This window comes from Microbacterium sp. Marseille-Q6965 (assembly GCF_946151065.1).
GTDB lineage: Bacteria > Actinomycetota > Actinomycetes > Actinomycetales > Microbacteriaceae > Microbacterium.
The window spans coordinates 409,648-421,610 of the sequence record NZ_CAMGZA010000001.1 but is presented as its reverse complement, the minus strand read 5'-3'; the positions used below and the strand labels follow the sequence as shown (position 1 = coordinate 421,610).

Sequence of the window (11,963 nt, the reverse complement as noted above, 5' to 3'; positions counted from 1 at the left end):
GCAACCTCATGCCGTAGACTGAGGCGGTCTGTGCCGGTGTGAAGCGAGGGGACGAGGGGCGATGACCACGACCGTTCCGGATCCGCGCACGGCGCACGACGGGCCGAGGTCCTCGGGGCTTCGCCGGAAGATCCGCGCGTACGTGGCGCTGACCAAGCCGCGGGTGCTCGAGCTGCTGCTCGTCTCGACGATTCCGGTGATGTTCCTCGCCGCCGACGGCCTGCCCGACCTGTGGCTCGTGCTCGCGACGGTCATCGGCGGCTCGGCGAGCGCCGGTTCCGCGGCGGCGTTCAACATGTACCTCGACCGCGACATCGACGCGCACATGCAGCGCACGAAGAACCGGCCGATCGTCACGGGCGAGGTCACTCCGCGCGCCGCGCTCGTCTTCGCGTGGACGCTCGCGATCGGATCGACGGTCTGGTTCCTCGCCTTCACGAACCTGCTGACGGCCTCCCTGTCGGCGATCGCGATCTTCTTCTACGTCGTCATCTACACGATGATCCTCAAGCGCCGCACCGAGCAGAACATCGTGTGGGGCGGCATCGCCGGTTGCTTCCCGGTGCTCATCGGCTGGGCCGCCGTGACGGGAACGCTCGACTGGCCGGCGCTCGTGCTGTTCGCCCTCGTGTTCCTCTGGACACCGCCGCACTACTGGCCGCTGTCGATCAAGTACGCGGCCGACTATGACGAGACGCACGTTCCGATGCTCGGCGCGACCCGCTCGGGTACGCAGGTGGGCCTGCAGATCATCCTCTACGCGTGGGCGACCCTGGCGTGCTCGCTGCTGCTCATCCCGGTCGCGGGCATGGGCGTCGTCTACACCGTCTCGGCGCTCGTCTTCGGCGGCTGGTTCGTGTACGAGTCGCACCGGCTGTACACCCGCACCGTGAAGGGGCAGAACGTCGGCCCCATGCGGGTCTTCCACGCGTCGATCACGTATCTCTCGCTCGTGTTCATCGCCGTCGCCGTGGACCCGTTGCTGCCGTGGTGAGCGCCCACAGCGGGCAGAGCACGCCGGGCTCCGTCCCGCATCGCTGGCGCGCCTTCGCGGTCTGCGCCGCGGTGGCCGCCCTCACGATCCTCGACATGTCGAAGGTCAACGTGGCGCTGCCGGCGATCCGGGAGGTGCTCGACGCGGGCTCGACCGAGCTGCAGCTGATCGTCTCGGGCTTCGTGCTCGCCTTCGGACTGCTGCTGGTGCCGATGGGGCGCCTGGGCGACCAGCTCTCGCCACGACGTTTGTTCGTCATCGGTCTCGTGCTCTACGCCCTCACGAGCGCGGCGTGCGCGCTCGCGCCCACCGCCGAGCTGCTCATCGCCGCGCGCGTCGCGCAGGGCGTGGCGGCGGGCATCCAGATGCCGCAGGTGATGGGCGTGCTCCAGCGCGTGTTCACCGGGCGCGAGCGCGGCATGGCGTTCGGATTGTTCGGCGCGACGATCGGCCTGGGCACGGCGTTCGGGCCGTTCATCGGCGGCGTGTTCGTGGAGCTCGGCGGCGGTGACGACGGGTGGCGCGGCATCTTCTGGATGAACGTGCCGCTCGGGCTGGCGGCCGCCGTGCTCGCGCTGTGGGCGCTTCCCGACCTGCGCCCCGAGCGTCGCGGCCGAATCACGCTGGACCCACTCGGCATCGTGCTGTTCGGTGTCGCGGTGCTCGCCCTGATGCTGCCGTTCCTGTTCACGACCGGCGAGCCCAGCGACGATCCGCGCCGCTGGTGGGCCCTTGCCGTCTTCGTTCCCGCGGTGGTCGCGTTCATCTGGTGGGAGCGGCGCTACGAGGCCTCCGGCCGCGCGCCGCTCGTCCCGCTCGGACTGCTGCGGATCCCGTCGTATCGCAACGGCACATTGCTGATGACCGCGTACTTCGCGGGCATGCCGTCGATGTTCATCATCACGACGCTGTACCTGCAGACCGGCCTCGGGGTCGGCGCGATGGCCGCGGGCCTGACGACGATCGGCTTCGCGCTGGCCAGCGCCGCGACGTCGGTCATCGGCGGGCGGCTCGTGGCCCGGTTCGGCCGCCCCCTCGTCGTGGGGGGACTGGCGCTCGTGCTGCTGGGCGTGGGCGGCCTCGCCCTCGTCGCCGCCGTGGCCCCCGCGGAGGCGGTGCCATGGCTGTCGGCGGCGGCGCTGCTGCTGGGCGGCATCGGCGGCGGCTTCGTCATCTCGCCGAACCAGACGCTCACACTCGCCGAGGTGCCGCCCGTGCAGGGCGGGCTCGCCGGCTCGGTCGGTCAGCTCGTCCAGCGTGTCGGCTCGGCGATCGGCATGGCGATCGCGCTGTCGCTGTTCTACGCCACGGTCTTCGGCGAGACCGACAGCGAGCCGCAGACCACGGTGTATCGCGACGCGTACCTGCACGGGCTCATCGTCGTCGCGGCGTGCATGATCCTGGCGCTCGTCGTCGGACTCATCGACCTGCGATCGCGCCGCATCGGGGCGCGCGAAGAGGCCGGCGGCTCCTGACATCGGTGTAAATAATTCTTGACATGGTGTCGTCGACGCTTTACGTTGACGATGTCGGGAATTCTTTACACGAGGAGATGGCTCATGGTCACGTCGATGGCTCCGGAGGAGCGCCGCGCGTGGATCGGCCTCGTGCTCGCGCTCGTCGGGTACCCGGTCTATCTCCTGCTGCTGTTCACGGGCCCCGACGTACCGCTCACAGAGCGTCCCTTCGCCCTGCCGATGGTCTGGACGATCGGGGGCTCCGTGATCGCCGCCATGGTGCTTCACGCGGTTTTCCGTGTGTACACCGACACCGGAAGCCCCGAGCCCGACGAGCGAGACGTCGCCATCGCGCGGCTGGGCGAGCGTGTCGGATCGGCCTTCATCGTCGCGGGGGCGCTCATGGCGCTCGTCCTGGCGATGCTCGATCAGGACGCGTTCTGGATCGCGAATGGGATCTTCCTCGGGTTCTTCCTGTCCGCCGTCGTGGGCGGTATCGCCCGCGTGGTCTGCTACCGCGGGGAGTTCGACCCGCGGTGGTGAAGCCCACGAAGGTGACCAACAGCATCCGTCGCCTGCGGTTCGAGGCGGGCGAGATGACCCAGGCCGAACTTGCGCAGCGCGTCGGGGTGACCCGACAGACGCTCATCGCCATCGAGCAGGGCCGATACTCGCCCTCGCTCGAGGTGGCATTTCTCATCGCCCGCGCCCTCGGGGCGCGGCTCGACGACGTGTTTTCGTATCCCGAGCAGCAGTGACCCGAACTGAGGAGCACACATGAAGGCGATCGTGCAGGACCGATACGGCGGTCCCGAAGTGCTCCGGCTCGCGGAGCGTGGTGAACCCACTCCCGGTGCCGGGGAGGTCGTCGTCGAGGTGGTGGCGACCGGCGTCGACGCGGGGACCGTGCACCTCCTGGAGGGGCGGCCCGCTCCCGTCCGCCTGGCCATGCCGCTGAAGGGCGAGCGGGTGCTCGGGATGGAGGTCGCCGGCAGGGTGCGGGCCGTGGGCGACGACGTGACGGACCTCTCGGCAGGGGATGCGGTGTTCGGCAGCGCGCGCCTGGGACACGGAGGCCTCGCGGAGTACGCGGTCGTGCGGCGGGACCGGCTCGCCCGACGCCCCCCGGGCGTGACCTTCGGCGAAGCCGCGGCGCTCGTGGTCTCGGGCAGCGCGGCGCTCAAGGCCACACAGGCGGCCCGGATCGCCGAAGGGGATCGGGTGCTCGTGCTGGGTGCGGCGGGCGGGGTGGGCCACCTCGCCGTGCAGGTCGCCAAGGCCGCAGGAGCGATGGTGGTCGGGGCCTGCAGTCGGACGAAGACGGACCTCGTCGCGTCGGTGGGGGCGGACGAGGTCATCGACTACACCGCCGAGGACCCGCTGCGGCGCGGTCCCTTCGACGCGATCATCGACACCGGCGGCCACCGGCCGCTGCGCGCGCTGCGCCGCGCCCTCACGCCACGGGGCGCGCTCGTGCTCGTCGGCGCGGAGCCCGAAGGCGCACCGATGGCCGGGCTGGGGAGGGCGATCGTCGCCGCGATGCTCGACCCGTTCGCGCGGCAGCGCCTTGTGATGCTCGCGTCAACTGAGTCAGTGGCGGCTCTCGACACGCTCGCGGCTCACGCGGCCGCCGGGAAGCTGCGACCCGTCATCGATGCCGAGTATCCGCTCGAGGCCGCCGCCGAGGCGATCGCGCGGATCGGCCACGGCAAGGGGCGTGGCAAGGTCGTCGTCCGCGTGCGTCCGGAGTGACGACCCTCGTCACGCGTCCGCTGATCGCGGTGGGTCCCCTCAGGAGTGCCGGGGCTCGCCCCACCACAGCGCGGTGTCGCCGTAGGTGCGTTCGCGCAGGGACGCCAGACCCGCGGCCGCCCAGTCGGGGGAGGCGGACCGCGAGGCGCGCTCGACGATGACGATGGCATCGGGGGCGAGGAGGGGCGCGAGCAGGCGCAGGTCCTCCGCGACCGCATCGTCCGGAACGTCGTAGGGCGGATCGAGGAAGGCGAGATCGTACGTGCGCTGCGCACCGCGCAGGAACGCCTGCACGGACGACGCGTGCACGGTCGCCTCTCGCCCCGCCGCCTTCGCCACGCGCGCCGCATTGGTGCGCACGACACGCGCCGCCCGCGGGGCGCGCTCGACGAGGTCGACGGCGGCCGCGCCCCGGCTGAGCGCCTCCAGCCCGAGCGCCCCCGAGCCCGCGTACAGGTCGACGACCGTGGTGGCCTCGAGCAGGCCCGTGGTATCGAGGGCGCCGAAGAGGGATTCCCTCACCCGGTCGCTGGTGGGGCGCGTGCCCGCGTCGGGCACGTCCAGCCGCACGCCGCGCGCCGCGCCCGCGATGATCCTCGTCACCCGAAAACGATAGCCGGACCCCGCGCGACGGGCCGCGTCCGAGGGCCGATCTAGACTCGCCACATGCCGTTCACGCTCGACACACCGCTCGCGGGCGCGCTTCCCGTGAAGGAGGCGAGCGGGTTGAAGAAGACGTTCGGCATGGAGACCGTCGGCGACCTCGTGGCGCACTACCCGCGCCGTTACGCGCAGCGCGGCGAGCTCACGCCCATCGCGGGGCTCGTCGAGGGCGACACGGTGACGATCGTCGCCGAGGTGGTCGGCGTCAACACGCGACCGATGCGCAATCGCCGGGGCAGCATCCTCGAGGTCGTCATCAGCGACGGCCGCGGCCAGGCGAGCCTGACGTTCTTCAACCAGCCGTGGCGCGAGAGCCAGCTGCGCGTGGGCAGCCGCGGGGTCTTCTCGGGCAAGGTGGGTTGGTACCAGGGACGACTGCAGTTCGCCCACCCCAACTTCCAGCTCTTCGACGAGGACGAGGATGCGCGCCGCGGCGCTGAGGAGTGGGCGAAGCAGCCGGTGCCGCTCTACCCGGCGACCGCGGCGATGCCCAGCTGGGACATCCAGCGCGCGATGGGCATCGTCCTCGACGGGCTCGGTGACATCCCCGACCCGGTTCCCGACGAGCTGCGCGCCCGCGAGTCGTTGCTTCCGGCCCGCGAGGCGCTGGAGCTCGTGCACCGACCCGCCACCGAGGAGCAGGCGCATGTCGCGCGCCACACGCTGCGCATGCACGAGGCTCTCGTGCTGCAGGCGGCGCTCGCGCAGCAGCGCCAGCTCGTGCGGACGATGTCGTCGACGCGGCGCGAAGCCACGCCCGGCGGCCTGCTGGAGCGCTTCGATGCCGCGTTGCCGTTCGAGCGCACACCCGATCAGGTCTCCGTGGGCGCAAGCATCGCGGCCGACCTCGTCGCCGACTGGCCCATGAACCGGCTCGTGCAGGGCGAGGTCGGCTCGGGCAAGACGCTCGTCGCGCTGCGGGCCATGCTGCAGGTGGCCGAATCGGGCGGGCAGTCGGCGCTCATCGCACCCACCGAGGTGCTCGCCGCCCAGCACCTGCGCTCCATCACGCGGATGCTCGGTCCGAACCTCGCCCCGCAGCTGATGCCCACGCTGCTGACGGGTCAGATGGGCGCCGCCGAGCGCCGCAAGGCGGCCCTGCGCGTGGCATCGGGTCAGGCGCTCATCGTCGTGGGCACGCACGCGCTGCTGAGCGAGAAGACGACGTTCGCCGACCTGGGTCTCGTCGTGGTCGACGAGCAGCACCGGTTCGGGGTCGAACAGCGCGAGACGCTCCGCGCGAAGGGCACGACCCCGCACGCGCTCGTGCTGACGGCCACCCCGATCCCGCGCACCGTCGCGATGACGGTGTTCGGTGATCTGGACGTGTCGACGATCCGCACGATGCCGGCCGGTCGCGCGGGCATCGAGACCTTCGTCGCACCCGTCGGCGAAAAGCCCGCGTGGTTCGCACGCGTGTGGGAGCGCGCGGCGGAGGAGATCGACAAGGGGCATCAGGTGTTCGTCGTGTGCTCCGCGATCGACGTGGAGGCGAAGGGCGCCGCGGCCGTCGAGGACGACCCCGATGCGCTGGCCCCGCCGGTCGAGGGCGAGCAGACGGGGCCCCGCTGGGGCGTCGTGCAGGTGGCCGAGATGCTCGCGACGCACCCGCGCGTCGGTCGGCTGCGCGTCGCCACCCTGCACGGCAAGATGCCGGGCGAGGAGAAGGACCGCATCATGCAGGCCTTCGCGGCGGGTGACATCGACCTGCTGGTGGCCACGACGGTGATCGAGGTGGGCGTGGACGTGCCGAACGCCTCGACCATGATCATCCTCGACGCCGACCGCTTCGGGGTCTCGCAGCTGCACCAGCTGCGCGGCCGCGTGGGCCGCGGGGAGGTGCCCGGGCTGTGCCTGCTCGTCACGGAGGCGGCCGCCGAGACGCCGGCCCGCGCGCGCGTGGAGGCCGTCGCGGCGACGCTGGACGGTTTCGAGCTCGCCGAGGTCGATCTCGAGCTGCGCGGCGAGGGGGATGTGCTGGGCGACGCGCAGTCGGGCGCCCGCTCGTCGCTGCGCCTGCTGCGCGTCATCAAGGACGCGGACCTCATCGCACGGGCCCGCGGGGCGGCGGAGGCGATCCTGGCGGACGACCCGCTCCTCGAGGCACATCCCGGGCTGGCCGACGCGCTGCGCCGCCGTGTGACACAGGAGGAGCGCGCGGCCCTGTCGAAGGCGTGACGGGGCGGGGGGGGCGCGCCGCAAGGCGGCCCGCGCGGAGCCATTAGGCTGAGGATCATGAGCAGCCGGATCGCCGTCGTGCCGGGATCGTTCGACCCGCCGACCCTCGGACATCTCGACGTGATCCGCCGGGCGGCCCGCCTGTACGAACAGCTGCACGTGCTGGTGGTGCACAACCCCGACAAGGAGGCGATGCTGCCCATCGCGCAGCGTCTCGCGCTGCTCGAGGAGTCGATCGCCGAGGCGGGGATCGAGGGCGATGTCGTCATCGGCTCCTGGAGCGTGGGCCTGCTCGTGGACTACGCGCAGGAGGTCGGCGCGGGCGTGCTCGTGAAGGGGATCCGTTCGCAGGCCGACGTCACGTACGAGACGCCCATGGCGGTCGTGAACAACCACCTGGCCGACGTCGAGACGGTCTTCCTGCTGGCCGACCCGGCGAACTCCGTCGTGTCGAGTTCGCTCGTGCGCCAGGTCGCCGGCCTCGGCGGCGACGTGTCGCCGTACGTGCCGGGGCCCGTGGCCCGCTACCTCTCGCGGGCCACCTCGAGCGAGTTCTGACCGGCCCTCGCCGTGCCCGTCGCCGATAGGATGGATGGGTGAAAACGCGAGTGTCCGGACCGTTCGTGCTGCCCGTGCGCGACATCGTCCGCAAGCCGGGCGAGATGCGGGAACACCGCATCGTCGTGCCCGCGCCCGAGCGCTGGGGCGAGGGGATCGTCTCGGTGGAGAAGGGGCGCGAGCTCGACCTCGACGTGCGGTTGGAGTCGGTGCACGAGGGGATCCTCGTCACCGGGGATGTCGAGACCGTCTATGAGGGGGTCTGCGGGCGTTGCCTGCGCGACCTCGCCGAGCGCGTCGAAGTCGAATTCCAGGAGCTTTTCGAGTACCCTGGTCAGGAAGCGGCTGACTTCGAAGTTCAAGACGACCACGTGGATCTTGAAAATCTGGTCAGAGACGCCCTCGTCCTCGCGCTTCCCTTCCAGCCGGTGTGCCAGCCGGATTGCCCCGGGCTCGACCCGAACACGGGTGAGCGTCTGGCGGAGAGCTCCGGTGCAGCGCAGCAGGCGCCCGTCGATCCTCGGTGGGCCGCGCTCCAGGAATTCACCGACCCGAATGGTTCGGCGCGTTAAGGCGCCGCCCTCAGCACAGAAGAGAGTCAGTCATGGCAGGTAACCCCCCGAAGCGGAAGGTCTCCCGTTCCAACACGCGCTCGCGTCGCGCGCAGTGGAAGGCCGAGGCGCCCGCCCTCGTCAAGACCGTGGAGAACGGCAAGGTCGTCTACAGCCGTCCGCACCAGGCCAAGGTCGTGACCGACTCGCAGGGCACCGAGCTGTTCCTCGAGTACAAGGGCCGCAAGGTCGCCGACGTCTGATCCCCGTCACGTGACGGAGATCCAGGACCACAGGTCTCTCATCGAGAAGCTCGGCGTCGACATCGACGCCGAGCTTCTCGATTTGGCCCTCACGCACCGCTCCTACGCCTTCGAGCACGGCGGCATCCCGCACAACGAACGCTTGGAGTTCCTCGGCGACTCCGTGCTGAGTCTCGCCGTGACGTCCATGCTCTACGAGCGCTTCCCGAGCGATGCTGAGGGCACCCTGTCGCGTCGGCGCGCGGGCGTCGTGTCGATGGTGGCGCTGGCGGCCGTCGCGCGCGAGCTCGGCCTGGGCGCACACCTCAAGCTGGGGCGCGGCGAGGAGCGCACGGGCGGCCGCGACAAGGACTCGATCCTCGCCGACGCCACCGAGGCCATCTTCGGCGCCGCCTACCTCTCGGCCGGTCGGACGGCGGCCCTGTCGCTCGTGCAGCGCCTGATCGCGCCGCTCGTGGACGACCCGGACCGGTACGGCGCGGTCGGCGACCCGAAGACCGCCGTGCAGGAGCTCGCGGCCCGCATGGGTGTGGCCCCGCCGGCCTACGAGGTCACGGCGGAGGGCCCGGCGCACGACCGCCGCTTCACCGCCGTCGTGCGCGTGGGGGATCGCGAGGCGACCGGCCAGGGCGTCAGCAAGAAGCAGGCCGAGATGGCCGCGGCCCTGCGGCTGTGGCAGGACGCGCAGGACGCTCCGGCCCGTGCCTGAGTTGCCCGAGGTCGAGGTCGTCCGATCCGGCCTCGCGCCTGCCGTCACCGGCGCGACCATCCTCGGCGTGGAGGCGTTCGACCCCCGCGCGCTGACCCGGCACCCGGGCACCGCGGCGGACTTCGAGGGGCGACTGGCGGGGCGTCGCGTGCTCGGTGCGGCCCGGCGCGGCAAGTTCCTCTGGCTGGCGCTCGCCGACCTCGCCGCCTCCGGGCCCGAGGCGCTCATGGTGCACCTCGGCATGAGCGGACAGATGCTGCTGCGGGCACCGGGCGCGCCGGCCGAGCGACACGAGCGTGTGCGTTTCGCGCTCGCCCACCCCGAGCACGGCGAGCTCGCCATCGTGTTCGCGGATCAGCGCACCTTCGGCTCCCTCGCCATCGATGACCTCGTCCCGACGCCCGATGGCGCGCCGGGGGGCTTCGGCGACGCCGCGCCGCTCGTTCCCTCACAAGCAGCGCACATCGCGCGCGACCCCCTCGACCCCGCCTTCGACGACGCCGCCTTCCGGAGCGCGCTGGGCAGCAAGGCGTCGGCCATCAAGCGGGTCCTGCTCGACCAGACGGTCGTCAGCGGGATCGGCAACATCTACGCCGACGAGGCGCTGTGGGCCGCCCGCGTGCATCCCGAGACGTCGGCCGCGGCTCTGTCGACGCGCGCGGTGAACCGGCTGCTCGCCGAGGTGCGCGCGGTGCTGCGCAAGGCGCTGGCCGAGGGCGGCACGAGCTTCGACGCGCAGTATGTGAACGTCAACGGCGAGGCCGGCTACTTCGCGCATTCGCTCAACGCCTACGGGCGCACGGGGCAGCCGTGCCCCCGCTGCGGGCGCGCGATCGTGCGCGTCGCGTTCGCCAACCGCTCGAGCCACTACTGCCCGGCCTGCCAGCGGCGGCGTTAGCCGGGTTGCGCCTGGACCGACCGACGACCGACGGCGATCAGTGCCGTCGGTCGTCGGGCCTCGTCTCGCCGCGGGGATCGAAGAGGTCCTCGATGCGACAGGCGAAGACCGCGGCGAGGCTGAATGCCAGCGGCAGGGACGGATCGAATCGACCCTGCTCGATGGAGATGATCGTGCGGCGGGACACGCCGAGTGCGTCGGCGAGACGCTGCTGGGACCATCCGCGTTCCCTTCGGCGCTCCTGCAGGCAGTTCTTCATCCTCAGCCTCGTGCTCGAGCGACCAGGTACCGCACGCCGACGCTGAGCCCCGCGATGACGATGACCCCGATGAGCGCCCATGTTCCGTCGATGCGGATACGTGCGAGCGAGAGGACGGCCAGCGCCAAGCCCGTCATGAGGATCAGGTCGGTGAGCGCGCCGCTCTGGGCGGACTCGAGCCATTGCGATTCGACGGACTGCTCCGGCTTGTCGATGGCCCCGCGAAGGGTGCGTCTGTCGACGACCAGTGCCCAGACCAGGCCGATGCAGCCCCACGACATGACGAACGCCGTGACTCCTGCAACCAGCAGCGCGTGATCGCGCGGCACGACGTCGGTGAGGAGGGTGAGCGAGCCGAAGCCGGCGGCCGTCAGCAGCCCCGCCGGGATGGCCACCGCCATCGCGGGGGTGCGGCCTCCTGCGAACTTCACCCGTCCCCAGCGCGTGCGATTGTCGGCGCGAGCGTCGGTCATGATGCCTCCTGCGTGACGAACTCTGGATGTGAAGTTAGTTTCACATGTGAAGTGGGCTTCACGCAAGCAGATCGGCTGACGGCCAGTGCGACCGTGCCCCGTGGGCGTTCCCCGCTGTCGAGGTCGTCGAGGCGGACCTCGCACGTTGTGGCCTCACGCGGAGATCATCGCGACGCGGGAGGGATGACGCTTCGAGGCGCGGCTGCGGCGGGATCCTCGCGGCTGAGTCAGGCCAGGTCGGCGGCGAGGGCGAGGGCGTCGGCCGCGAGCTGCGCGGAGGTGTCGTCATCGCGCATCCAGAGCGGCACGGCTCGCGTCTCGATCCCGATGTCGCGGATCGACGACACCGATGCCTCGTCCTCCTCGGCCACGAGCCAGCCGTCCAGCACGCCGCCCGCACCTCGCGCGCCGTAGTGGCGGGCGACCGCCGCGGCCGACGTCTCGACGCCGATCGCGGCCAGGCACGCGTCGGCCATGCCGCGCACGGCGGACCCGCCGATGATGCCCGAGACGCCCACGATCGGCGCCCGCGCGCCGCGCAGCGCCTCGCGCATGCCGGGCACGGCGAGGATCGGCCCGATCGACACGACGGGGTTCGAGGGCGCGAACAGGACGATGTCGGCCAGCTCGAGAGCGCCGAGCGCGCCGGTGGACGGTTGTGCCAGCGCGATGCCGTGCTGCAGGAAGCCCATGGCGGGCACCTGCGCGCGATGGCGCACCCACCACTCCTGGAAATGGATCGCCGATCCGTCCTCGAGCAGCACGTGGGTGTCGATCTCGTCGTCGGTGGCGGGATGGAGGGTCGCTCCCAGCTGCCAGCGCGCGCCGAGCCGCCGATACACCTCCGACACCGTCGCGCCGCCGCGTAACCAGGCGGTGCGCGCGATGTGCGTGCCGAGGTCGAGGTCGCCGAGCGTGAACCAGTCGGGTGCGGTGCCCCACACCGCCAGCTCGGCGGCGACACGCTCGCTCTCGTCGGCGCGCCCCCAACCACGCTCGGCGTCGTTCACGCCGGCGAGGGCGTAGAGGATGCTGTCGTGGTCGGGGGCGATGCGCAGGCCCGACACCCACCAGTCGTCGGCGGTGTTGACCACCACGTCGATGCGGGCGTCGAGACCCGCGCGCCGCACGTGCTCGCGCACGCCCTTCACGAAGCGGGCGCAGCCCACCCCGCCCCCGATCACGACGATCCTCTGAGCCATGCCTCT

At 71.5% G+C, this 11,963-nt stretch carries 15 protein-coding genes; 11 read left to right on the top strand and 4 right to left on the bottom strand.

Going from position 1 to position 11,963, the window contains the following annotated elements:
- The first annotated feature begins 61 nt into the window (after window positions 1-61).
- From N8N77_RS02110 to N8N77_RS02090, 5 genes are all read left to right on the top strand, one after another.
- Window positions 62-994 carry a heme o synthase gene (locus N8N77_RS02110; protein ID WP_261164249.1) on the top strand — a complete coding sequence of 311 codons (933 nt, stop codon included), beginning with the start codon at window positions 62-64 and terminating at the stop codon, window positions 992-994.
- Window positions 991-2,469 carry an MFS transporter gene (locus tag N8N77_RS02105; protein ID WP_261164248.1) on the top strand — a complete coding sequence of 493 codons (1,479 nt, stop codon included), beginning with the start codon at window positions 991-993 and terminating at the stop codon, window positions 2,467-2,469. Before N8N77_RS02110 ends, N8N77_RS02105 begins: the two co-directional genes overlap by 4 nt.
- 84 nt (window positions 2,470-2,553) lie before the next feature.
- Window positions 2,554-2,994: a hypothetical protein gene (locus N8N77_RS02100; protein ID WP_261164247.1), complete on the top strand. Its 441-nt coding sequence runs from the start codon at window positions 2,554-2,556 to the stop codon at window positions 2,992-2,994.
- A complete protein-coding gene (locus N8N77_RS02095) occupies window positions 2,988-3,209 on the top strand; it encodes a helix-turn-helix transcriptional regulator (RefSeq protein WP_261164246.1) in 222 nt (73 codons plus the stop codon). The genes N8N77_RS02100 and N8N77_RS02095 overlap by 7 nt, the downstream gene beginning before the upstream one ends.
- 19 nt (window positions 3,210-3,228) lie before the next feature.
- Window positions 3,229-4,203 (top strand): NAD(P)-dependent alcohol dehydrogenase, encoded by a 975-nt coding sequence (locus N8N77_RS02090; RefSeq protein ID WP_261164244.1) that lies wholly within the window; start codon window positions 3,229-3,231, stop codon window positions 4,201-4,203.
- Between the two features lie 39 nt (window positions 4,204-4,242).
- Here N8N77_RS02090 and rsmD read toward each other — a convergent pair whose 3' ends face one another.
- Window positions 4,243-4,806 carry a 16S rRNA (guanine(966)-N(2))-methyltransferase RsmD gene (gene rsmD / locus N8N77_RS02085; protein ID WP_261164243.1) on the bottom strand — a complete coding sequence of 188 codons (564 nt, stop codon included), beginning with the start codon at window positions 4,804-4,806 and terminating at the stop codon, window positions 4,243-4,245.
- Between the two features lie 63 nt (window positions 4,807-4,869).
- On the opposite strand from rsmD, the gene N8N77_RS02080 reads away from it, so the two are divergent.
- Genes N8N77_RS02080 through mutM form a run of 6 tightly spaced genes read left to right on the top strand, consistent with a single transcriptional unit; the run spans window position 4,870 to window position 10,023 of the window.
- On the top strand, window positions 4,870-7,044 hold the full coding sequence (locus N8N77_RS02080; RefSeq protein WP_261164241.1) for an ATP-dependent DNA helicase RecG: 2,175 nt from the start codon (window positions 4,870-4,872) through the stop codon (window positions 7,042-7,044).
- 57 nt (window positions 7,045-7,101) lie between these two features.
- Window positions 7,102-7,602 (top strand): pantetheine-phosphate adenylyltransferase, encoded by a 501-nt coding sequence (gene coaD, locus N8N77_RS02075; protein WP_261164239.1) that lies wholly within the window; start codon window positions 7,102-7,104, stop codon window positions 7,600-7,602.
- 50 nt (window positions 7,603-7,652) lie between these two features.
- Complete coding sequence (locus N8N77_RS02070) at window positions 7,653-8,174, top strand: YceD family protein (protein WP_396652793.1); 522 nt, start codon at window positions 7,653-7,655, stop codon at window positions 8,172-8,174.
- A 32-nt stretch (window positions 8,175-8,206) separates the two neighbouring features.
- Window positions 8,207-8,416, top strand: a complete 210-nt coding sequence (gene rpmF, locus N8N77_RS02065) for a 50S ribosomal protein L32 (RefSeq protein ID WP_050721097.1) — start codon at window positions 8,207-8,209, stop codon at window positions 8,414-8,416.
- A gap of 10 nt (window positions 8,417-8,426) precedes the next feature.
- Complete coding sequence (gene rnc, locus N8N77_RS02060; RefSeq protein WP_261164235.1) at window positions 8,427-9,125, top strand: ribonuclease III; 699 nt, start codon at window positions 8,427-8,429, stop codon at window positions 9,123-9,125.
- Window positions 9,118-10,023, top strand: a complete 906-nt coding sequence (mutM, locus tag N8N77_RS02055) for a bifunctional DNA-formamidopyrimidine glycosylase/DNA-(apurinic or apyrimidinic site) lyase (RefSeq protein ID WP_261164233.1) — start codon at window positions 9,118-9,120, stop codon at window positions 10,021-10,023. The genes rnc and mutM overlap by 8 nt, the downstream gene beginning before the upstream one ends.
- A gap of 37 nt (window positions 10,024-10,060) precedes the next feature.
- On the opposite strand, the gene N8N77_RS02050 is transcribed toward mutM, so the two are convergent.
- The 3 genes from N8N77_RS02050 to cofD form a co-directional block, all read right to left on the bottom strand.
- Window positions 10,061-10,282: a helix-turn-helix transcriptional regulator gene (locus N8N77_RS02050; protein ID WP_261164231.1), complete on the bottom strand. Its 222-nt coding sequence runs from the start codon at window positions 10,280-10,282 to the stop codon at window positions 10,061-10,063.
- A 2-nt stretch (window positions 10,283-10,284) separates the two neighbouring features.
- Entirely contained in the window at window positions 10,285-10,755 is a 471-nt protein-coding gene (locus N8N77_RS02045; protein ID WP_261164230.1) for a hypothetical protein, read from the bottom strand.
- 227 nt (window positions 10,756-10,982) lie between these two features.
- Window positions 10,983-11,957 (bottom strand): 2-phospho-L-lactate transferase, encoded by a 975-nt coding sequence (gene cofD, locus N8N77_RS02040; RefSeq protein WP_261164229.1) that lies wholly within the window; start codon window positions 11,955-11,957, stop codon window positions 10,983-10,985.
- Window positions 11,958-11,963: the final 6 nt, after the last annotated feature.

Excerpts from the sequence above, each read along its gene's own strand:
- N8N77_RS02110 (WP_261164249.1), top strand. The coding sequence starts at position 62 with ATGACCACGACCGTTCCGGATCCGCGCACGGCGCACGACGGGCCGAGG.
- N8N77_RS02100 (WP_261164247.1), top strand. The coding sequence starts at position 2,554 with ATGGTCACGTCGATGGCTCCGGAGGAGCGCCGCGCGTGGATCGGCCTC.
- N8N77_RS02090 (WP_261164244.1), top strand. The coding sequence starts at position 3,229 with ATGAAGGCGATCGTGCAGGACCGATACGGCGGTCCCGAAGTGCTCCGG.
- N8N77_RS02080 (WP_261164241.1), top strand. The coding sequence starts at position 4,870 with ATGCCGTTCACGCTCGACACACCGCTCGCGGGCGCGCTTCCCGTGAAG.
- coaD (WP_261164239.1), top strand. The coding sequence starts at position 7,102 with ATGAGCAGCCGGATCGCCGTCGTGCCGGGATCGTTCGACCCGCCGACC.
- rpmF (WP_050721097.1), top strand. The coding sequence starts at position 8,207 with ATGGCAGGTAACCCCCCGAAGCGGAAGGTCTCCCGTTCCAACACGCGC.
- N8N77_RS02050 (WP_261164231.1), bottom strand. The coding sequence starts at position 10,282 with ATGAAGAACTGCCTGCAGGAGCGCCGAAGGGAACGCGGATGGTCCCAG.
- N8N77_RS02045 (WP_261164230.1), bottom strand. The coding sequence starts at position 10,755 with ATGACCGACGCTCGCGCCGACAATCGCACGCGCTGGGGACGGGTGAAG.
- cofD (WP_261164229.1), bottom strand. The coding sequence starts at position 11,957 with ATGGCTCAGAGGATCGTCGTGATCGGGGGCGGGGTGGGCTGCGCCCGC.